Consider the following 20,476-nt stretch of genomic DNA (forward strand, 5'->3'; position numbering starts at 1 on the left):
CTAGCCGGATAGGCTCAAGGCGCGCATAGCGCATGGTTCGCTAAAAATATTGCAAGGGGAATTCGATGGATCGCATTCGCATCCGGGGCGGCGCGCCTCTCAACGGCTTGATTCCGATTTCAGGTGCCAAGAATGCGGCCCTGCCTCTCATGATCGCCAGCCTCCTGACGGAGGAGACCCTGGAGCTCGGCAACGTGCCGCGCCTCGCGGACATCTCCTCCCTCCTGCGGATCATGAGCAATTTCGGCGTCGATCACTCGATCGCCGGCCGCCGGCCCGGCCAGTCCTCGGAGACGGGGCAGACCATCCGCCTGACGGGAAAGAACATTATCGACACCACGGCCCCGTACGAGCTTGTCTCGACCATGCGGGCGAGCTTCTGGGTCATCGCTCCCCTGGTGGCCCGGTTCGGCCATGCCAAGGTGTCCATGCCCGGCGGCTGCGCCATCGGCACCCGGCCGGTCGACCTGCTCATCATGGCGCTCGCCAAGCTCGGCGCCGCCATCGAGATCGAGGCCGGTTATGTGGTGGCGACGGCCCCGAAGGGCCTGATCGGTTCCGAGATCGATTTCCCGAAAGTGACGGTGGGCGGCACCCACGTAGCCCTGATGGCCGCGACGCTGGCCCAGGGAACCACCGTGATTCGCAACGCCGCCCGCGAGCCCGAGGTGGTGGATCTGGCCGAATGCCTTATCAAGATGGGCGCCAGGATTCAGGGAGCCGGCACCTCGGAGATCGTGGTGGAAGGCGTGACCAGCCTCGGCGGGGCCTCACATGACGTCATGCCGGACCGGATCGAGACCGGCACCTATGCCATGGCGGTCGCCATGACGGGCGGCGATATCGTTCTGGACAATACCCGGCCCGATTATCTCCAGGCTGCTCTGGACGTTCTTGGACAGGCGGGGGCCGAAGTGTCCTCGACCCATGGGGGCATCCGGATCCGGCGCAACGGCAATGGCATCCAGCCGGTCGACGTGACCACCGATCCGTTCCCGGGCTTCCCGACCGACCTGCAGGCCCAGTTCATGGCTCTCATGACCCGGGCGAACGGGACCTCCCGCATCCGCGAGACGATCTTCGAGAACCGCTTCATGCACGTGCAGGAGCTCGCCCGCCTCGGCGCGCAGATCCGCCTCGATGGGGACAGCGCCTATGTGGATGGCGTGGCCGGGCTCAAGGGAGCGCCCGTCATGGCGACCGATCTGCGGGCCTCCGTGTCCCTGGTCATCGCGGGCCTCGTGGCCGAAGGTGAAACCACCATCAACCGGGTCTATCACCTGGATCGCGGCTTCGAGGCCCTCGAAGCCAAGCTCGCCCGTTGCGGCGCTCAGATCGAGCGCCTGAGGGGCTAGGACGATCGGGCCGGCATCAATGCCGGCCCTTTTCTTTTCGGGGCCATGAAGAAGAAGCCGCCGGGACAGGTTGCGCCGGGGCAGGGGGCTCTCTACCTAAACCTTAAAGTTCAACAATAGGTTGGTGGCCCATGGACCTCCTGAGACTTGTCGCTTTCGATCCGGAAGATCTTGCCGTCATCTCCGCTCATCTGCAGGATTCCCTGCTGCGGGTGGGTGACATTGCCTATCTGCCGAAGGAACGGCGTTTCGCCATTCAGACGCGCCGCTACGACTGGGAGGCGGATACGCCCCGGCGCCGGTTGACCTGCATGCATTTCGAGAACGTCACGGGCGTGCGTGTCCGCGGCATCGACCAAGCCAACAAGGATGCGGTTCTTAACCTTCTCGCCATTGCCTTCGAGGAGACCAATGCCCCATCGGGCACTGCCACCTTGATCTTTGCCGACGGGGGAGCCATCCAGGTGGACCTGGAGTGCATCGAAATGCAGATGAAAGACACCGGCCCGGTCTGGGCCGCCGAAAGCCGCCCCTCGCACGAGGAACAGCTTCAGCCGGCGGGGCGCCCGTAATGGCGCAGAGGCTCGATGCGCGGGAGCCGTCCTTCCCGCTGGCTTTCGCCGCTCTCCTCTCGGCCAAGCGAGAGGTGTCGGAGGATGTGGATCAGGCCGTCCGGGCGATCATCGAGGATGTGGTGGCGCGGGGCGACGAGGCCCTGATCGACTTCACCTATCGCTTCGATGGGCTGGCGCTCCAGCCCGAGACCCTGCGCATCTCGGATGCCGAGATCGACGCGGCCGAGGCCCAATGCCCCAAGGAGGCGCTGGAAGCCCTGGCTCTGGCCAAGGAGCGCATCGAGACTTATCACCGGGCCCAGCGCCCGCAGGATTCCATGTCCACGGACCCGCTCGGCGTCACGCTGGGCTGGCGCTGGACCGCGATCGAATCCGTCGGCCTCTATGTGCCCGGAGGTCGTGCCAGTTACCCGTCCTCCGTCCTGATGAACGCCGTGCCGGCGAAGGTGGCGGGTGTTCCGCGCATCGCCATGGTGGTGCCGACTCCCAAGGGCGAGACGAACCCGCTCGTCCTGGCGGCCGCGCGCCTGGCCGGCGTCGACGAGGTCTTCCGCATCGGCGGCGCACAGGCGGTGGCGGCGCTCGCATACGGAACCGGGTCGGTGCGGCCGGTCGCCAAGATCGTCGGGCCCGGCAACGCCTATGTGGCTGCCGCCAAGCGCCGTGTCTTCGGACAGGTCGGCATCGACATGATCGCCGGTCCCTCCGAGGTGCTGATCCTGGCGGACCAGCATGGCAATCCCGATTGGATCGCCGCGGATCTTCTGGCCCAGGCCGAGCACGATCCGGCCTCGCAGTCGATCCTTGTAACGGACTCCCCCGCTCTCGCAGATGCGGTGGAGAAGGCCGTCGAGCGCCAACTCGAAACCTTGCCCAAGGCGGAGATCGCCCGTGCGAGCTGGCGCGATTACGGAGCCATCATCCTGATCGACCGGCTCGAGAACGCCATCCCCCTCGTGGACCGGCTTGCCCCCGAGCATCTCGAAATCGAGACGGAGAATGCCGAGGAACTCGCGGCCAAAGTCCGCAATGCGGGCTCGATCTTCCTCGGCAGCCACACGCCGGAAGCCATCGGCGACTATGTCGGCGGGCCGAACCACGTGCTGCCCACCGCCCGGTCCGCCCGCTTCTCCTCGGGCCTCGGCGTACTTGACTTCATGAAGCGAACCTCGATCCTGAAATGCGACGCGGACGCGCTGCGTGCGCTCGGCCCCGCGGCGATCACGCTCGGGCGTTCGGAGGGGCTGGAGGGGCATGCGCGGTCGGTCGCGATCCGCCTGAACCTTTAACGGTAGGGAAGGGCGGATGGTGAGCGAAGCGAAGGCGCGGAGCCGGCTGGTCGCCGTCACGCTCGACGAGGCCTCCATCGGTCGCGGCAATCCCGATCAGGAGCACGAACGGGCCATCGCCATCTACGACATCCTCGAGGCAAACCATTTCGGTCTGCCGAATTACGAAGGCGGTCCCTACGCCCTGCGCATCTCGCTGATCGAGAAGAAGCTATGCTTCGAGGTCACGGCACAGGATGGCGCGCATCTCGTCTCGCATCACTTGTCTTTGACGCCGTTCCGCAAAGCGATCCGCGACTACGAGCTGATCTGCGACAGCTATTATCAGGCCATCCGTTCCGCCTCGCCGGCGCAGATCGAAGCCATCGACATGGGACGGCGCGGATTGCACAACGAGGCGGCCGAACTCCTGATGAAGCGCCTGGACGGCAAGCTGATCCTCGACTTCGATACAGCGCGCCGCATTTTCACATTGATCTTCGCGCTTCACTGGAAGGGCTGACGCTTGGACGAGCCCCGCTCGAAACGGATCCATTCGGTTCTGTTCGTCTGCGCCATGAATGCGGTGCGTTCCGTCATGGCCGAAGCCATCGCGCGGCATTACTTCGGCCAGTCGATCTATGTGCAGTCCGCCGGTGTTCGCAAAAGCGACGCGGACGGTTTCACCGCGTCGATCCTGTCCGAGATCGGCATCGACGCCTCCAAGCACAAGCCGCGCACGCTGCAGGAACTGGAGGAATGGGAGGGGCTGAATTTCGACCTCATCATCTCCCTCTCGCCGGAGGCCCATCACGCGGCGCTCGAACTGACGCGGACCATCGCGGCCGAAGTGGAATACTGGCCGACGCCCGATCCGACCATCACGCAGGGTTCGCGCGAGCAGGTGCTCGACGCCTATCGCAACATTCGCGACGGATTGATGTACCGCATCCGCCTGCGGCTCAAGCAGGGCTCAGCCAAAAGCCCTGATGACCGCGAGGGTGCCTAGGCCCGCGAGAAGGCCGACGATGTCGATCCGCGTCACGACCATCGCCACGATAGCCGCCGCAAGGGCCATCATCGCAGGCGGGCCGTTGTCGATCACCACCGGCAGGATCGTCGCCAGGATGATGGAGCCTGGCAGGGCGCGCAGCCCCCGCTCGATGCGCGGCGTGAGCCGCACCCGGCTCATCACGACGACGCCAGCGATGCGGCACAGGAACGTCACCAGGGCCATGGCGCCGATGGCGAGTATGGAGCCCCATGGGCCCGCGATGATCGTCTCGGCGGAGTTCATTCGATCAGCATTCCGGCCACGACGCCGGCCAGGGCTCCGGCGATGATGAAGACATAGCCGGGCAAGAGGGCGTGGACCACGAGAGAGACGAGACCCGCCACGAGCCAGGGCAGGGCGGGCTTCGCGCCTTTCCACAAGGGCACCAGCATGACGCCGAAGAAGATCGGCATCACGAGATCGAGGCCGAAGCGCCTCGGCTCCGGCACCAGGGCCCCCGCGTAGAATCCGCTGAGCGTTGCGAGCAGCCAGACCAGCCAGAGGATGATCCCGCATCCCAGAAGCACGCCGACGTCGCGGCCGCCTTCGCTGTGGTAGCGGGTGCCGACCAGCCAGCCGGCCTCCGTGATGAGAAACAGGTTGAGAGCCGTGCGGGCGAGCGGCTCATCCTTAAGCCAGGGCTGAAGGGTCGCCCCTAAGAGGATCATGCGCGCGTTCACGACGGCCGTGACGGTCATGATCGTAAGGATGGTCGAAGGCGTCCAGGCCTGCTGCCAGATTTCGAGCCCGACCATCTGGGAGGCTCCGGCATAGACGAAGGCGGAAAGGCCCAGCGTCTCGCCGAGCGACAATCCCTTCTGGGCCGCCGCCGTGCCGAAGGCCACGGCGAACATGATGAAGCCGGGAAAGGCGGGCAGCGCCGCACGGGCGCCGTAACGCAGGCCTGCAGTGGAAAAATGAGGGCGGAGACCGAAAGACATGAGCGTCACGCTCTCTGCCTTTCCGCATCCCCGCCGTCAATTGGAGATTGAACGAAGATCTATCGGGATCAGCCGACGGCGCCGTTCACCAGCGGATAGACCTCGAGGAACCCTTCATAGATCATCTTGAGCGACACATAGAGGATGATCGCCAAGCCGACATAGGCGATCCAGCGGTAGCGCTGGAGCAGGCGGGCGATATACGAGGCTGCGATGCCCATGAGGGCAATCGAGAGGAGCAGGCCGAAAGCGAGGATGTAGGGATGCTCGCGCGCCGCACCGGCCACGGCAAGGACGTTGTCGAGGGACATGGACACGTCGGCGATGACGATCTGCCAGGCTGCCTGAGCGAAGGTCTTGCGGGGTGCCTTGCCGGCGATAGTGCCGTCCTTGTCGAGATCCGCGTCCTCAAGGGCTTCCTCGGCGGCCTGTTCTTCCTCATGGCTCGTGCGCAGCTCGCGCCACATCTTCCAGCAGACCCAGAGCAGCAGGATGCCGCCGGCGAGGAGCAGGCCTACGATCTGTAGAAGCTGGGTCGTGACCAGCGCGAATGCGATGCGCAGGACGGTGGCGGCGAGGACGCCGAGGAGAATTGCCTTGTTGCGCTGTTCCTTGGGAAGACCAGCGGCCGCCAGGCCGATGACGATGGCGTTATCGCCGGCGAGCGCCAGGTCGATGCCGATCACCATCAGGAAGGCGACGACCTCGGGTCCGAAAAACTGCGAGAGATCAAACATGCAGTGCCTCATATGTCGGTTGAGGGGCAGCGCATGCGAAACGCTCAAAAAGACGCATCTGTCGCCGGCCTGGTCCGAAATCCCTCGGACCGGAAGCCGAAATGCAGGCAAAACCGTCTTTTTGAACGAACCCAGGCCGCCCTGGTTTTCATCCAGTCCGACATCGCCGCTCCTTTTGTAAGGAGCGACCAGAGGGGCCCGGCCTGGCTACAAGGTTCCATCTAGACAAGACGGGGCTCGGGATCAAGTCACCTGCCGCAGGGATCAGGTGACTGTCCTATAGTTTAATAGACGTTTTCCCTAAGGATTGTTCATTCAAGCAGGTCTTGTTGAGAAGCATTCTCTGCGGGACAACGTAAGCTTGATCCAGAGTGCGGCCTCAGGCCATATCGGTCGCAATAACCTTGGGCGCGAGAGCGCCTGCCGGGAGGTCGTCCATGTCTGTTCTTCACGAAGGCTCCGAGCCTCCACGCCATCGCGGGCCGGTGCGCGCGCCGCAAAGCCTCGCGGGTGGCCTTCTCCTGGTCGCCCTTGCGGCGCTCGCGCTTTTCCTGACGCGGGATCTCGACCAGGGAACGCTCAATTCCATGGGGCCGGCGATGCTGCCGCGCTGGCTCGCCGTCGGCGTCGGCCTCTCGGGCCTGGCCCTGCTCGCGGCGGCCTTCCTCAAGGACGGCGATCTCCTGGAGCGCTGGAGCCTGCGCGGGCCGGTCTTCGTCATCGGCGCCATCGTGGCCTTCGCCCTGACCATCCGCGGCTATTCCTTCGGAGCGTTTGCCATTCCCGGCCTCGGCCTGCTGGTCGCCGGCCCGCTCGCCATCATCCTGGGCGGGTTCGCCACGCCCGAGGCTCGGCTACGGGAACTCGTCATCCTGGGCTTGAGCCTCACCCCCTTCTGCATGGTGCTGTTCGGCGACCTGCTCAACCTGCCGATTCCGGTCTTCCCGCAGGCCCTGACGAGCCTCTTTCCTGCCGACTGGTCGCAGAAGGCGGTGCTGCGCGCCTGCGCGGCCCTCATGACGGCGGGCGCCATCGTGGTCTACCTCGCCACGCGCAACCGACATTCGGGCCCCGTGGACGTGGCCGACCACAGCGGGAGGATCTGATGGGTGATTTCTTTTCCAACCTGAGCCTCGGCTTCGGCGTCGCGCTCAGCCTCCAGAATCTGGGCCTTGCCTTCCTCGGCTGCCTTGTGGGCACCCTCATCGGCGTGCTGCCGGGCGTCGGACCCATCGCCACCATCGCCATGCTGCTGCCGATCACCTTCGGGCTCGATCCCACCGGCGCGCTCATCATGCTGGCCGGCATCTATTACGGCGCCCAGTACGGCGGCTCGACCACGGCCATCCTCGTCAATATCCCCGGCGAGGCCACCTCCGTGGTGACCGCCCTCGACGGCCACGAGATGGCCAAGCAGGGCCGCGCCGGCGTGGCGCTCGGCATCGCGGCCATCGGGTCGTTCTTCGCCGGCACGGTGGCGACGCTGGTCATCGCGGCACTCGGCGCGCCGCTCACGGGCCTCGCCCTGGTCTTCGGCCCGACCGAGTACTTCTCGCTCATGGTCATGGGCCTGGTCTTCGCCGTCGTGCTGGCGCGCGGCTCGATTCTGAAGGCCATCGCCATGATCCTGGTCGGCGTGCTGCTGTCCACGGTCGGCACGGACCTGGAGACCGGCGAGGAGCGCATGACTTTCGGACTGCCGTTCCTGTCCGACGGCATCGACTTCGCGGTGCTCGCCATGGGCATCTTCGGCATCGCCGAGATCATGCGCAATCTCGATCACACCGAGCATCGCGACGTGGTGCGCCAGGCCATCGGCCGGCTGCTGCCGAACCGGGACGACTTCCGGCAATCTTACAAGCCGGTGCTGCGTGGTACCATTCTCGGCGCCATTCTCGGCATCCTGCCCGGCAACGGCGCGGTGCTGGGACCCTTCGCCTCCTATACGCTGGAGAAGAAGATCGCCAAGGATCCACGCCGCTTCGGACGCGGCGCCATCGAGGGCGTGGCGGGTCCGGAGAGGGCCCACAAAGCCGGCGCGCAGACCTCGTTCATACCGCTTTTGACGCTCGGCATCCCGCCGAACGCCGTGATGGCCCTGATGGTCGGCGCCATGACGATCCACGGCATCATCCCCGGTCCGCAGGTGATGACCAAGAACCCGACCCTGTTCTGGGGCATGATCGCCTCCATGTGGGTGGGCAACCTGATGCTGCTCGTCATCAACCTACCGATGGTGGGGATGTGGGTGCGGCTTCTGAAGGTGCCCTACCGGCTGATGTTCCCGGCGATCCTGATGTTCTGCGCCATCGGCATCTACTCGATCAACTCGCTGCCGACCGACGTGATGTTCATCGGACTGTTCGGGTTCGTGGGCTACGTGCTGATCAAGTTCGGGTTCGAGCCGGCCCCGATGCTGCTCGGCTTCGTGCTCGGCAAGCTGATGGAGGAGAACTTAAGGCGTGCGCTCATCATCTCGCGCGGGTCGCTGGAAACCTTCATCAATCATCCGATCAGCGCGGGCCTGCTCGCCGTCGCGGCCGTCCTGCTCGTGATCGCCCTCCTGCCGTCCATCCGGAAGGGACGGGACGAGGTGTTCACGGAATAACTTGCCTTCGACCCCGCCTTGTCCATGTAAGGCCATAACCTAAACCAGGGAGGAAGAACGATGAAGAAAGTTGCACTGGCCCTTGCCGCCGTCGCCGGCTTGGCCGCAACGGGCGCCCAGGCCCAAGGCTATCCCACCCGGCCGATCACCATGATCGTGCCCTTCGCGGCCGGCGGCCCGACGGACGTGATCGCCCGCATCGTGGGCGACCACATGAGCCGCACCCTCGGCCAGCAGATCGTGATCGAGAACGTGGCGGGCGCCGGCGGCACGACGGGCATCACCCGCGCGGCCCAGTCCCAACCGGACGGCTACACCATCATGATGGGTCATATGGGCACCCACGGCGCTGCCCCGGCCCTGTACCCGAACCTGAAATACGACCCGACCAAGGACTTCGCCCCTATCGGCGTGGCGGCCGGCACCCCGATCGTCATCGTGGCCAAGAAGGACTTCCCGGCCAACGACCTGAAGGGCTTCCTCGAATACCTGAAGACCAACAGCGACAAGGTGAACATGGCCCATGCGGGCGTGGGCTCCGTCTCGCATTCGACGGGCATCTTCTTCAACTCCGTGGTCAAGGTGAAGCCGACTATGGTCGCCTATCGCGGCACGGGCCCGGCCCTGAACGACCTGATGGCCAACACGGTCGACTTCATGACCGACCAGATCGTCAACGTGGCCCCGCAGATCCAGGGCAACAACATCAAGGCTTTCGCCATCGCGACGCCCGAGCGTTCCCCTGTGCTGCCGAGCGTGCCGACGACCAAGGAAGCCGGCCTCGAAGGCTACGAGGTCAGCGCCTGGAACGCGGTCTTCGCTCCCAAGGGCACCCCGCCGGACGTGGTCAAGAAGCTCAACGATGCGCTCGTGAAGTCTCTGGACGACGAGAACACCAAGAAGCGCCTTCTCGACCTCGGCGGCGTGCTGCCGAGCGCCACGGAGCGGACCCCCGAGGGCCTGCAGAAGCTCGTCGAGAGCGAAGTGGCCCGCTGGACCCCGGTCCTCAAAGCCGCCGGCGCCACGGCCGAGTAAGCTTTTCCAAGCTTGAGCATTGGAGACGGCGGGCTCAGGAGCCCGCCGTTCTCATTTCGGGTTTTGAAATCTCGAACAGGACTTGAAATTGCCCGCCCGGGCGATTACACCCTGCCTCACGTGCAGCCGTAGCTCAGTTGGTTAGAGCACCAGATTGTGGATCTGGGGGTCCCCCGTTCGAGCCGGGGCGGCTGTACCACTTCAAAATCAAGGCTTAGGCTTCGAAGGTTCGAAGGTCTGCTTGTCGGACGTTCGGTCTTGTCGGTGCATAACGGCACCGGGCGCTCGTCTCTCGGAAAACCGGCTCAATTGCAAGCGTGAGGGTCCATGCCTTGGATCCGCTGTTTTCCATCGCGACCGCAATCCAAAGCTTGGCACAAGGTACCTTCGCATCCCTGAAGGCATGCTGTCGTCTCACCAAAAGTCGGGGCTATCCCCTTCACGCGAATTGACTTAGGACCGTGGCGAGCGGGAGACCTCGCAAGGCCTGCCCTCCATGGAACGGGCGAGGCCAGAGGGTGAGATGGGAACAGGACCAGTGTCTTCCGAGGCACAACGGGCGCGGATCGGGGTTTTTTATGCCCTGGCGGCTTTCTTCATGTGGGGCTTGGCCGTTCCGCTTCACTTCAAGCTGGTTTCGGCGGTGCCGGCTCTTCAGATCCTCGCGCACCGGATCGTCTGGGCCAGCGTGTTCGCCCTTGGCCTGATCCTTGCGGGCCGGCAATGGCGCAAGCTCGTCGAGGCGCTGACCTCCGGCCGTAGGCTACTGCTACTTTGCCTCTCGGCCGGCCTCATCGCCATCAACTGGCTCATCTACATCTGGGCTGTCAACTCGGGGCACCTCGTCCAGACGAGCCTCGGCTATTTCATCAACCCGCTGCTGAACGTCGTGCTCGGCGTCCTCTTCCTGCGGGAGCGGCTGAACCCGGCGCAGGTCGCCGCCTGCGTGATTGCCGCACTCGGCGTGCTGGTGCTCGCCATCTCATCGGGCGAGATGCCCTGGGTCGCCCTGGCGCTCGCCTCCAGCTTCGGCTTTTACGGCCTCGTCCGGAAGATCGTGCCGGTCGCTCCGCTCATCGGCTTCTGCGTCGAGTCGCTTCTGCTCACTCCGCTGGCCCTAGGCTATCTCGCGTTCGTGGTCGCGAATGGCCAGTCCGTGGCCTTCCGGGGCGACCTACGCCTGGATGCGCTTCTCGTCCTGACCGGGCTCAGCACCGCGCTGCCGCTCATCTGGTTCGCGGCCGCCGCTCAGCGACTGAAGCTCTCCACCATCGGTCTCCTGCAATATCTCGCCCCGTCCGGCCAGCTCGCCCTCGGCGTCCTCGTCTACGAGGAAGCCTTCGGATGGATCGACGGCCTGGCGTTCAGCCTGATCTGGATCGCCCTGGGGGTTTATACCGCCAGCGCCCTGCGGTCGCCGTCCCCGGCTCGAAAGCCCGTGGAGGCCGGTTAGAAAGCCCGCAGAAGGGCCACTTCTTCACACAGACGCCCTGGAGAGAGGTTTCTCCAGGGCGCGGGTCCGCCAGTGATGAGGCGTCAGCTCATTTGAGCATGGACGCGACATTGTCCTTCGTCACGCGGTCGATGCCCGCATAAACGATGTCCTGGACCTTCTCGCCCTTCTTGAGCTGGAGAAGGATGTCCATGGCCTTCTCGCCCATCTCGTAAGGCCGCTGGCCGACGAGGGCATTGGCATAGCCGTCACGCAGCAATTCAAGCTGCACCTTCAAGGTATCGGCCACCACAAGGCTGAACTTGCCCTGGTCCATGGCTTCCTTGTTCTTGTTCACGAAGCTCTTGTAGGCCTCGGGAACGAACATCGGCCAGCCGCCGACCGGCACGATGGCGGCGAGATCCGGGTTGGCCGTCTTGAGGTCCTGCATCTGCTGGACGGCGAGCGCGAGGTCGTCGTTGCAATAGGTGGGCGAGCCGGAGACTTCCGTCCACTTGGAGCCTTTCAGCGCATCGCGAACGCCCTCGACACGCTCTTTCAGGTTGGCCGCGGCCGGGCCGCCGGACACCATGGCGTATTTTCCGCCGTCCGGACGCAGCTTCAGGAGCTCCTCGCCGAGGGCGCGGCCCATGGCGCGGTTGTCGGTGCCCACATGCGCTTGCCGGGCGGAGTTCGGAGCATCGGCATCGAACGTGATCACCGGGATGCCCGCATCGCGCGCGGCCTTGATCACGCGCACGGCCGCCGCAGCATCGGAGACCGAGATGGCGATGCCGTCGACCTTCTGGCTGATCAGATCCTGAATGATCTGGACCTGGCTCGCCGGTTCATGCTCGACCGGGCCCTTGTAGATGCATTCGACATTCCCGAGTTCTTTCGCGCGCTTCATGCATCCGTCGCGGGAGAGGTCGAAATAGGGATTGTTCATCGCCTTCGGCACGATGGCGAACTTGTAGGTCTGCTGCGCCATGGCCGGAGCGGTGAGCGCCGCGGCAGCGACCGCGGCAAGGATAAGGCGTTTCATCATGTCTTCCTCCTGGTTGGTTCTCAGCCCCTTTGATGGGATCTCATGACCGGCGTCTGCCGTCCGGCTTCTTGTGTCCGCATTGGAGGCAGGCGGTGCTGGCCTCCGACAACGGTGTTCAGGACGTCATGCGCAGGGTCCGCAGGCGATCGACGAGGACAGCCAGGATGATGATCCCGCCCACGAGGACGATCTGCCAATAGGCGTTGATGCCCGCGAGAACGAGGCCGTTGCGGATGACTTCGATGAGCAGGGCGCCGATGACCGCGCCTGCCGGCCCGCCGATGCCGCCGCTGAGGTTCGCGCCGCCGATCACCGCCGCGGCGATGATCGTCAGCTCGTAGCCCGTCGCGAGATTGGCCGGTGCGGATCCGAGCCATCCCACCATCAGGATGCCGGCGAAGCCGGCCGACAGAGAGGACAGCACGTAGACGGCGATCTTGACCCGCTCGACCGCCACGCCCGTCAGCGCCGCGGCCTTCTCGTTGCCGCCGAGCGCGAAGACGTGCCGCCCGAAAGCCGTGTGGTGAAGCACGATGCCGATGATCACTGCGAGAACGAGCAGGTAAATGACGGCCACCGGCACGCCGGCGATGTTGCCGTCGGTGATGTCGTAGAAGAGGTTCACGTCCGGTCCGGTCGGCGCCTGTCCACGTCCTTCTGTGACCGCATAGGCAAGGCCGCGGACGATCGACAGCATGCCGAGCGTCGTCACGAAGGGCGAGAGGCCGATACGGGCGATGAGCAGGCCGTTCGCCAGTCCGATCAGGAGCGCGACGCCGAGGCCCGCGCCGAGCGAGACGATCATGCCCGCGAGTGGAATGTTGTCGAGTGCCGTGCCGCTCAACGCCTGCATGACAATGGCGCAGGTGATGGCCGACAGGGCCATGGTCGAGCCGACGGAGAGATCGATGCCGCCGGTGACGATCACGAGCGTGACGCCCAAGGTCACGATCCCGACGAAGGAGAAGTTCTTCGCCACGTTGGCGAGGTTTCCCGGGCTCAGGAAAGCTGAACTCAGGAACGACATCACGACCATGATGACGATCAGCGCGGCCGCCACATAAGCCGTCTGGCTCGCGAAGAAGCCGCGTCGCCACCACCGGGCTCGGCCCACATTCGAGAAATCGGTCGTGTCGGAACTGGTTGCCGGAGATAGCTCGCTCATCACGCCGCTTCCTTGGCGCCCGTAATCAGCGCGGTGACTTCCTCGGGGCTCGACTGATCGATGGGCTTATCCGCGACCTTGGTCCCGCGTCGCATCACGACCACCCGCTCGCAGACGGAGAAGACGTCCGGCATGCGGTGCGAGATCAGGATCACGGCGATGCCCGCATCCTTCAGGCGACGGATGAGATCGAGGACCTCGGCGACCTGTCGGACGGAGATGGCGGCCGTCGGCTCGTCCATGAGAATGAGCTTGGCCTTGGCGAGCCGCGTGCGGGCAATCGCGACCGCCTGCCGCTGGCCGCCCGACATGGCGCGGACGACATCGTCGGGGCGTGTCTCGGATTTGAGTTCGCGGAAGAGGGCCGCGGTCCGCTGGTTCATGGCGGCATGATCGAGGAACGAGAAAGGTCCGACCTTGCGCCGTAATTCTCGCCCGAGAAACACGTTGGCGGCAGCCGTCAGGTTGTCGGCGAGGGCGAGGTCCTGGTAGACGACCTCGATGCCGACGGAGCGCGCATCGACCGGTCGCGTGAAATGGACCTCTTGATCCTCGAACAGCACTTTGCCGTGCGAGGGCGGAAAGTTGCCGGCGATGATCTTCACCAGGGTCGACTTGCCGGCGCCGTTGTCGCCCATCAGGCCGACGACCTCGCCGGGTTTGATCGTGAGGTTGACGTGAGACAGGGCCCGGATGGCACCGAATTCCTTCCCGACGTCTTGCAGGACGAGGAGTGACAAGACCGTTCCTCCCTTTATGCCAGGCTCTCGCCTGTGCGGCGTCTTTGCGCCATGGTTGATCTAAGCACGGGACCGCAGGCAATGTCATCTGCACCTTCGGGGGAAGAGACGTGCGCAGAACGGACACTCTTCATCCTCTGCGTCATGCGGATTCCTTGCTTCCGTCGAGCTTGTAGAAGCGTGCGGCATTCCGGCCGAAGACCGCATCGTGATGATCGGGTGGAACGAACGCCCGACACATGGCGAGCCAGTCCTCGTAGCTGCCGCCAAGCCTCAGGACTGGCCAGTCGCTGCCCCAGATCAGGCGCTCGGGGCCGAACAATTCGAGCAGAGCATTGGCATAGGGTCTGATCGCCTCCGCATCGCGGCGTTCGCCTGCCTCTGTCAGAAGGCCCGACAGTTTGCAGGATACGTTCGCAAGAGCGGCCAACTCCGCCAAGGCTTCGCGCCATGTAGCGATCTCACCCGCCGCAATGCGTGGCTTCGCGCCATGATCGATAACGATGGGCAGATCAGGGTAGCGCCCGGCGAAGGCCGTCAGGGCTCTCAGGTGCTGCGGCATCACGAGAGCGTCGAAGCGCAGATCCGCTTCCTTCATGGCCGTGACGGAGGCATCGAGACGCGGGTCGTCGATCCAGTCGACATCCGGAATGTCCTGCAGCATGGGCCGCAGGCTCTTCAGCTTCGGATGTGCCGCGAGCCGGGCAACATGGCTCGCCGCATCGGGCGCCTTGAGATCGACCCAGCCGACCACGCCGAGAATGAACGGATGCCGATCTGCCAGATCCAGCAGGAAGTCGGTATCGTCCATCGTGGGGAGCGACTGCACGAGGATCGTGCCGCCGATGCCGCATGCCTTCAGAATGGGTTCCAGGTCCTGCGGCATGAAATCGCGATGAATGCCAACCAGATCCGGCGGCGGCCATTGACCTTGTCGGTTGCGCATCAGCCAGAAGTGCTGGTGGGCATCGATCCGCATGGAGCTTATTCGCTTTCACGCGGGAGAGGGGCGGCTTCGTCCAACAATCCGGCCTCTCTCAGCGCCGTCCAGAGTTCGTCGGGAATGGATTTCTCGAACCACGCCACGTTGGTGTGAAGCTGCTCGGCGTCGCGGGCTCCGGTCACGCAGGAGACGACGGCCGGATGGGCCAGGGGGAAGCGGAAGGCCGCAGCCGGGAGCGGGACATCGAATGCGTCGCACACCGCCTTCAGGGCATGTACGCGCCGCACGACATCCGGCGGAGCATCCGCGTAGTCGAACTTGTTGCTGCCGGCGAGGATGCCGGAATTGAACGGACCGGCGATGACGATCCCGGTTCCTACACGTGCGCATTCTTCAAGCAAGGGAAGGCTCATCTGCTCCAGCAGCGTGTAGCGGCCCGCGAGCATGACGACGTCGAGATCCGCTTCCCCCATGGCATCATGAACCACCTCGGCCTCGTTGACCCCAAGCCCGATGGCCGTGACATGCCCGCTGCCGCGCAGTTCCCGGAGAGCCCGGAACCCGCCGCCGGCGGTCAGCTGGCGCCAGTAATGCTCATGCCGGTCGCCATGGGTGTAGCGGCCGATGTCGTGAATGTAGAGGATGTCGATCTTGAGGATTCCGAGGCGTTGCCGGCTGTCCTCGAACGACTTCAGGATCGCATCGTAGGTGTAGTCGTAGACGGGGCGGAACGGGAGAGGATGCACCCAACCGTTTTCTTCGGCGCTGACGGTCCCGTCTGGCACCATCAGGCGCCCGGCCTTCGTGCTGAGGACATAGCTGTCCCGCTCGCGGTCGCACAACAGGGCGCCGAGGCGACGCTCGGATCTCGTGTAGCCGTAGTAGGGTGCGGTATCGAAATAACGGATGCCATGAGCCCACGCCGCCTCGGTCGTGGCCTCTGCTTCCGCAAAGCTCGTGGGGCTGAAGAGCCCTCCCATCGGCGCGCTGCCGAGCCCGAGCATCGTAAGGGACAGCTCTTTGCGGGGGAGAGTGCGGCGGTCGGAGATTCTCATGACGCGCCCTTGATCGCCGCGCGAAACAGAGCCTCGGGCCGTTCCGGCATGCCGGTGCAATGGTGGAGATGGGCCGACACGCCGCGCATGCTTCCTCCCTCTGCAGCTTGTTGTCTGAACTTGGCCCCGTTCTCCGCAGGGCTTTTGCGCTTGAATTGGTCAGGCCAATCTAGGAACAATAGGAATATGGCCAGCGATGACGATCGGTCAAGTTTAAAGGATCGACCAAGAAATAGGGGTCGTTCCGCGTTGTCAGGCACCGGAGCGGGATCTATGGTCAGGCCAATTGCAGGTTCCGGTCCATGTCCATTCCTCTCAAGCCAACCGAGCCCCGGCGCCTCTATCAGCAAGTGGCCGATCAGATCCGCGGCCTCATCCACGGCGGCCAGTTCCAGCCTGGGACGCGTCTTCCCGCCGAGCGCGACCTCGCGCAGCAACTGGGCGTTTCGCGCCCATCACTCCGGGAGGCCCTCATCGCCCTGGAGATCGATGGCAGCGTCGAAATCCGGTCTGGGTCCGGCGTCTATGTCTGCGCCCCGGTCGAGCGTGCCGCCGGCACGACGCATGCGATGGGCGAGAGTCCTTCCGAGCTCATGCAGGCGCGTTCCGCCATCGAAGGGACGGTTGCTGCCCTTGCCTGTGCCCGCATAACGCCTGAAGGGCTCGCCTCCCTTCAGGCGTCGATCCAGGGAATGCGAGCCGACATCGCGCTTGGGCGCGATCCGCTTGAGCAAGATCGCCAATTCCACCTCGCTATTGCGAGCCTGTCGGGCAATTCGGTGCTCATGCGCATCGTGCGCGAGCTGTTCGACGAGCGTCACAGTCCGATCTCCGCCCAGCTCAGAATCCGGTTCGACAGCCGCGAGGGCTGGCACACGGCACTTCTCGAGCATGAAGCCATTTATGCAGCTCTCGAGTGTGCCGATCCGCTGCTGGCGCAGGCTGCAATGCGGATGCATCTCGATGCGTCGAAGCGGCGGTGGCTCGGGGAGTGAGGCATGGGGCCGAAGTCGCTCATACTCCAGGTGATGGCGTAAGGACGTCGACGCCTACGCAAAGAAAAGGCCGGGATGCGATCCCGGCCTTGGAAGTTCAAATCATACGCTGTGAGCAATGCTTTCACAGAGTGTGATTGGAATCGCAATTCAATGACAATGAAATCCGATGCGTCAGTTCCGCGTGGTTCTCGCCCCATAAGTGCAAATCAACGTTTGGGCTTGATGCTCTAGAACCTGTACCGTCCGCGTCTTGAAAAGATCTCCCGTCCTGGCGTTGTCGATGATGGAAACGTTGGTGAAAGAGAGCTTTGGTTCTCCCAAAAGAGAGGCCAAAACGCATCATGCCGCCCGTCGATGTCAGCACGGTCCTGAGCGGCCCATGAACCTGTCGGACTGGAAAGCCCGATCGGTGGAAGTCGTCCCATTTATGTCGCGCAGCTTGGCGCGACAGAATAATTCAATGCCATTTCATCTGCCCCGAATTCAGCGAGCCTCTTTGCTGAGCTCTTTGAGTAAAACTATCCAGTTATGTGGAGAGGTTGCCAGAAAGATGGCGGGAAGGAAACGCAGTATACTTACACAAGGAGCCAAGTGTTGAAATTAAGCCCTCGGAACCTTTCGGATATCAAAGGTTAATCCTTGATAACCATTGGTGATGTTCTGCTGGCTGAATAAGGCAACATCGTGGCGCCCTGAGAAAAAGCTCATGCAAAGCTCAGAGTTCTATCTTTGCATAAGACATTATAGTCTTTAGAGGATTATAAACCCGTGACGTTGTTCGGAGAGCCAAGTTGAAGGCGGAGCGGAGGTGTCGGAATCACCTCTACGCGGTACGCAAAGCTGCTCTATCGCTCACGGGCCGAGGAACCGGGGCCATTTATGCCGAATGCAGAGAAGGCGTGGCGATGTGCGATTGATCCTCCAGGATCATTGCGGCTCCTCTTTCGGCGATCATCAGGGTCGGCGAATTCGTGTTCCCGCTCGTGATCGTCGGCATCACGGATGCATCGACGACGCGCAGACCCTCGACGCCGCGCACGCGCAGGCGCGAGTCCGTGACGGCCATCGGATCGCTGTCGATCCCCATCTTGGCCGTTCCGACGGGGTGGAAGATCGTGGTTCCGATCTCCCGTGCTCCATTCAGGAGTTCCTCGTCCGTCGTCAGTTGAGCGCCGGGCCTGTATTCCTCCGGGCGGTACTTCTGGAGGGCAGGCATCGAAACGATGCGCCGGACGAGGCGCAGGGAATCCACCGCCACGCCCTGGTCTTCCGATGTCGACAGATAGTTCGGGCGAATAAAGGGCGCGTCGTCCGGCGCGCCGCTGCGGATTCTGACACTGCCCCGGCTGGTCGGACGCAGGTTGCAGACGCTCGCCGTGAAGGCCGGGAAGGGGTGCGGATCTTCTCCGAACCTGTCGAGGGACAGGGGCTGGATGTGAAACTGGAGGTTCGGCGTGGCATATTCGGGCGACGATCGTGTGAAGGCTCCCAGCTGCGAGGGAGCCATCGTTAGCGGGCCTCGACGAAACAGCACGTATTCCAGTCCCATATGGGCCTTCTTGAGAAGCGACCGGTAATCCTCGTTGAGCGTTCGCACTCCATGTACTTTGTAGATCGGGCGCAGCTGCAGATGATCCTGCAGGTTCTCCCCGACGCCCGGCAGATGGTGGCGCGTCTCGATCCCGTGCTGCTGGAGATACGCGCCGTCCCCGATGCCTGACAATTGCAGGAGCTTCGGAGACGCGATAGCGCCTGCGGACAGAACGACTTCCTTCCGGGCAAAGATGCGCTTCAGGGTGCCGTTCTGAAGGATTTCGACCCCGATGGCGCGCCTGCCTTCGAACAGGACACGCGTGGCATGGGCCTGGATCTCCACCTCGAGATTGGGGCGGGACAAGGCCGGCTTGAGAAAGCCGCGCGCCGAGGACCAGCGCCGCCCGCTCTTCTGGTTGACGTGAAAGTAAGAGATGCCCTCGTTGCTGCCGGTATTGAAATCGCTGACGCGAGGGATGCCGGCTTCGACGGCGGCTTCGATGAAGGTGTCGAGCAGGTCCCAGCGGGTCCGGGGCGCCTCGACGCGCCATTCACCGCCGATGCCGTGGTGCTCGCCGGCCCCGAGGTAGTGATCGAGGTGCTGGCGAAAGATCGGCTTCACATCGTCCCAGCCCCAGCCCGTCAGGCCCATCTGGCGCCAGTTGTCGTAATCCTCGCGCTGACCGCGCATGTAGATCATCGCATTGATGGCCGAGCAGCCGCCCAGGACCTTGCCACGCGGATAATTCAGGACGCGGCCGTTCAGGCCCGGCTCGGCCTCGGTCTTGAACATCCAGTCGGCCCGGGGATTGCCGATGGCGAAAAGATAGCCGACCGGGATGTGGAACCAGATCCAGTTGTCCTTGCCGCCGGCCTCGAGAATGCAGACGGAATTGCGGGGATCCTTGGACAGGCGGTTCGCCAGCACGCACCCGGCTGATCCCGCGCCGACGATCACGTAATCGAATGTATCGCTGCCTGACATGGTACGGCTCGATGCAATGAGCGGGCGCTCGGTCCACGAGCGCCGGCAGAGGTTGCGTCATTCGCCCCTTAGGAAGCGCTTTTGGACCTGCGTCTCATGAGTTCCAGGATCTCGCCCACGATGCCCCGGCGGAACAGGAGCACGCAGATCACGAAGATGATGCCGATCAGCACCGTCACGGGGAAGGCGGAGGCCGCCAGATAGTTCTGCAGGGCGATCACCAGACCGGCGCCCACGATGGGGCCGATCATGGTGCCGATGCCGCCGAGAAGGGTCATGAGAATGACCTCGCCGGACATCTGCCACTGCACGTCCGTGAGCGTCGCGAACTGGAACACGATGGCCTTCGTGCCGCCCGCCAGTCCCGCCAGCGCGGCCGACATCACGAAGGCGCCGAGCTTGTAGCGGTCGACCCGGTAGCCGAGGGAGACCGCCCGCCGCTCGTTCTCGCGGATCGCCTTGAGGATGTTGCCGAAGGGCGAGTTCACGATGCGCCAGATGGAGAAGAAGCCGAACAGGAAGATCGCCAGCGTGACGTAGTACATGGTCAGGGGCTGGTTGAGGTCGAGGACGCCGAGCAGATGGCCGCGCGGAACGCCCTGGATGCCGTCCTCGCCGTGGGTGAAGGGCACCTGCAGGCAGATGAAGGCGAACATCTGCGACAGGGCCAGCGTGATCATGGCGAAATAGATGCCCTGGCGGCGGATCGCCACGAAGCCGATCACAAGGCCCATGGCGGCGGCTCCCGCCACGCCCAGCAGGATCGCGGTCAGGGGCTCCCACCCCCACACCTTGGCCGCATGGGCGGTGAAATAGGCCGCTCCACCGAAGAAGGCCGCGTGGCCGAAGGAGAGGAGGCCCACATAGCCGATGAGCAGGTTGAACGCGCAGGCGAAGAGCGCGAAGCAGAGCACGCTCATCAGCATGACGGGGTAGAAGAAGAACGGTGCCGCCATCAGGGCCGCGATGGCGACCGCTCCGAGCACCATGGAGGATGTGCGGAG

20 protein-coding genes and 1 tRNA gene are annotated in these 20,476 nt (G+C 64.0%); 11 read left to right on the top strand and 10 right to left on the bottom strand.

Annotation, left to right across the window (positions count from 1 at the left end):
• Positions 1-65 precede the first annotated feature (65 nt).
• From murA to H0S73_RS08215, 5 genes are all read left to right on the top strand, one after another.
• Complete coding sequence (gene murA / locus H0S73_RS08195) at positions 66-1,355, top strand: UDP-N-acetylglucosamine 1-carboxyvinyltransferase (protein ID WP_181051689.1); 1,290 nt, start codon at positions 66-68, stop codon at positions 1,353-1,355.
• A 131-nt stretch (positions 1,356-1,486) separates the two neighbouring features.
• The gene (locus H0S73_RS08200; protein WP_181051690.1) at positions 1,487-1,927 is read left to right on the top strand and encodes a DUF2948 family protein; all 441 of its coding nucleotides are present in this window, start codon (positions 1,487-1,489) and stop codon (positions 1,925-1,927) included.
• Positions 1,927-3,219: a histidinol dehydrogenase gene (gene hisD / locus H0S73_RS08205; protein WP_181051691.1), complete on the top strand. Its 1,293-nt coding sequence runs from the start codon at positions 1,927-1,929 to the stop codon at positions 3,217-3,219. The genes H0S73_RS08200 and hisD overlap by 1 nt, the downstream gene beginning before the upstream one ends.
• 16 nt (positions 3,220-3,235) lie before the next feature.
• The gene (locus tag H0S73_RS08210; RefSeq protein ID WP_181051692.1) at positions 3,236-3,721 is read left to right on the top strand and encodes a UPF0262 family protein; all 486 of its coding nucleotides are present in this window, start codon (positions 3,236-3,238) and stop codon (positions 3,719-3,721) included.
• A gap of 3 nt (positions 3,722-3,724) precedes the next feature.
• Positions 3,725-4,207, top strand: a complete 483-nt coding sequence (locus H0S73_RS08215) for an arsenate-mycothiol transferase ArsC (RefSeq protein WP_181051693.1) — start codon at positions 3,725-3,727, stop codon at positions 4,205-4,207.
• Here the strand turns inward: H0S73_RS08215 and H0S73_RS08220 are convergent.
• The 3 genes from H0S73_RS08220 to H0S73_RS08230 form a co-directional block, all read right to left on the bottom strand.
• On the bottom strand, positions 4,172-4,495 hold the full coding sequence (locus H0S73_RS08220) for an AzlD family protein (RefSeq protein ID WP_181051694.1): 324 nt from the start codon (positions 4,493-4,495) through the stop codon (positions 4,172-4,174). The two genes, H0S73_RS08215 and H0S73_RS08220, sit on opposite strands and share 36 nt — an antisense overlap.
• Positions 4,492-5,193 carry an AzlC family ABC transporter permease gene (locus H0S73_RS08225; RefSeq protein ID WP_181051695.1) on the bottom strand — a complete coding sequence of 234 codons (702 nt, stop codon included), beginning with the start codon at positions 5,191-5,193 and terminating at the stop codon, positions 4,492-4,494. Before H0S73_RS08225 ends, H0S73_RS08220 begins: the two co-directional genes overlap by 4 nt.
• Before the next feature lie 68 nt (positions 5,194-5,261).
• Complete coding sequence (locus H0S73_RS08230) at positions 5,262-5,930, bottom strand: TerC family protein (protein ID WP_181051696.1); 669 nt, start codon at positions 5,928-5,930, stop codon at positions 5,262-5,264.
• Between the two features lie 437 nt (positions 5,931-6,367).
• Here H0S73_RS08230 and H0S73_RS08235 point away from each other — a divergent pair, with 437 nt between their 5' ends.
• The 5 genes from H0S73_RS08235 to rarD all read left to right on the top strand — a co-directional run bounded on the left by H0S73_RS08235 (position 6,368) and on the right by rarD (position 11,026).
• On the top strand, positions 6,368-7,036 hold the full coding sequence (locus tag H0S73_RS08235) for a tripartite tricarboxylate transporter TctB family protein (RefSeq protein WP_181051697.1): 669 nt from the start codon (positions 6,368-6,370) through the stop codon (positions 7,034-7,036).
• The gene (locus H0S73_RS08240) at positions 7,036-8,538 is read left to right on the top strand and encodes a tripartite tricarboxylate transporter permease (protein WP_181051698.1); all 1,503 of its coding nucleotides are present in this window, start codon (positions 7,036-7,038) and stop codon (positions 8,536-8,538) included. Before H0S73_RS08235 ends, H0S73_RS08240 begins: the two co-directional genes overlap by 1 nt.
• Positions 8,539-8,598: 60 nt before the next feature.
• On the top strand, positions 8,599-9,573 hold the full coding sequence (locus H0S73_RS08245; RefSeq protein WP_181051699.1) for a tripartite tricarboxylate transporter substrate-binding protein: 975 nt from the start codon (positions 8,599-8,601) through the stop codon (positions 9,571-9,573).
• A 122-nt stretch (positions 9,574-9,695) separates the two neighbouring features.
• Positions 9,696-9,772: transfer RNA gene (locus H0S73_RS08250), tRNA-His, on the top strand.
• 324 nt (positions 9,773-10,096) lie between these two features.
• Positions 10,097-11,026: an EamA family transporter RarD gene (rarD, locus tag H0S73_RS08255; RefSeq protein WP_181051700.1), complete on the top strand. Its 930-nt coding sequence runs from the start codon at positions 10,097-10,099 to the stop codon at positions 11,024-11,026.
• A gap of 88 nt (positions 11,027-11,114) precedes the next feature.
• Here rarD and H0S73_RS08260 read toward each other — a convergent pair whose 3' ends face one another.
• From H0S73_RS08260 to H0S73_RS08280, 5 genes are all read right to left on the bottom strand, one after another.
• Positions 11,115-12,050, bottom strand: coding sequence for a sugar-binding protein (locus H0S73_RS08260; RefSeq protein ID WP_181054279.1), 936 nt, complete (start codon positions 12,048-12,050; stop codon positions 11,115-11,117).
• 118 nt (positions 12,051-12,168) lie between these two features.
• The gene (locus H0S73_RS08265; RefSeq protein ID WP_181051701.1) at positions 12,169-13,218 is read right to left on the bottom strand and encodes an ABC transporter permease; all 1,050 of its coding nucleotides are present in this window, start codon (positions 13,216-13,218) and stop codon (positions 12,169-12,171) included.
• On the bottom strand, positions 13,218-13,958 hold the full coding sequence (locus tag H0S73_RS08270) for an ATP-binding cassette domain-containing protein (RefSeq protein WP_181051702.1): 741 nt from the start codon (positions 13,956-13,958) through the stop codon (positions 13,218-13,220). Before H0S73_RS08270 ends, H0S73_RS08265 begins: the two co-directional genes overlap by 1 nt.
• A 142-nt stretch (positions 13,959-14,100) precedes the next feature.
• Positions 14,101-14,937: an amidohydrolase family protein gene (locus H0S73_RS08275; protein ID WP_181051703.1), complete on the bottom strand. Its 837-nt coding sequence runs from the start codon at positions 14,935-14,937 to the stop codon at positions 14,101-14,103.
• A 5-nt stretch (positions 14,938-14,942) separates the two neighbouring features.
• Positions 14,943-15,956, bottom strand: a complete 1,014-nt coding sequence (locus H0S73_RS08280) for an aldo/keto reductase (protein ID WP_181051704.1) — start codon at positions 15,954-15,956, stop codon at positions 14,943-14,945.
• Between the two features lie 302 nt (positions 15,957-16,258).
• Between H0S73_RS08280 and H0S73_RS08285 the strand changes: the two genes are divergently transcribed.
• A complete protein-coding gene (locus H0S73_RS08285) occupies positions 16,259-16,951 on the top strand; it encodes a FadR/GntR family transcriptional regulator (RefSeq protein ID WP_181051705.1) in 693 nt (230 codons plus the stop codon).
• An 880-nt stretch (positions 16,952-17,831) separates the two neighbouring features.
• On the opposite strand, the gene H0S73_RS08290 is transcribed toward H0S73_RS08285, so the two are convergent.
• Together H0S73_RS08290 and H0S73_RS08295 are read right to left on the bottom strand one after the other, a co-directional pair.
• The gene (locus tag H0S73_RS08290; protein WP_181051706.1) at positions 17,832-19,472 is read right to left on the bottom strand and encodes a GMC family oxidoreductase; all 1,641 of its coding nucleotides are present in this window, start codon (positions 19,470-19,472) and stop codon (positions 17,832-17,834) included.
• A gap of 68 nt (positions 19,473-19,540) precedes the next feature.
• On the bottom strand, positions 19,541-20,461 hold the full coding sequence (locus H0S73_RS08295; protein WP_246389243.1) for a branched-chain amino acid ABC transporter permease: 921 nt from the start codon (positions 20,459-20,461) through the stop codon (positions 19,541-19,543).
• Positions 20,462-20,476: the final 15 nt, after the last annotated feature.

Source organism: Microvirga mediterraneensis (assembly GCF_013520865.1).
Lineage (GTDB): Bacteria > Pseudomonadota > Alphaproteobacteria > Rhizobiales > Beijerinckiaceae > Microvirga > Microvirga mediterraneensis.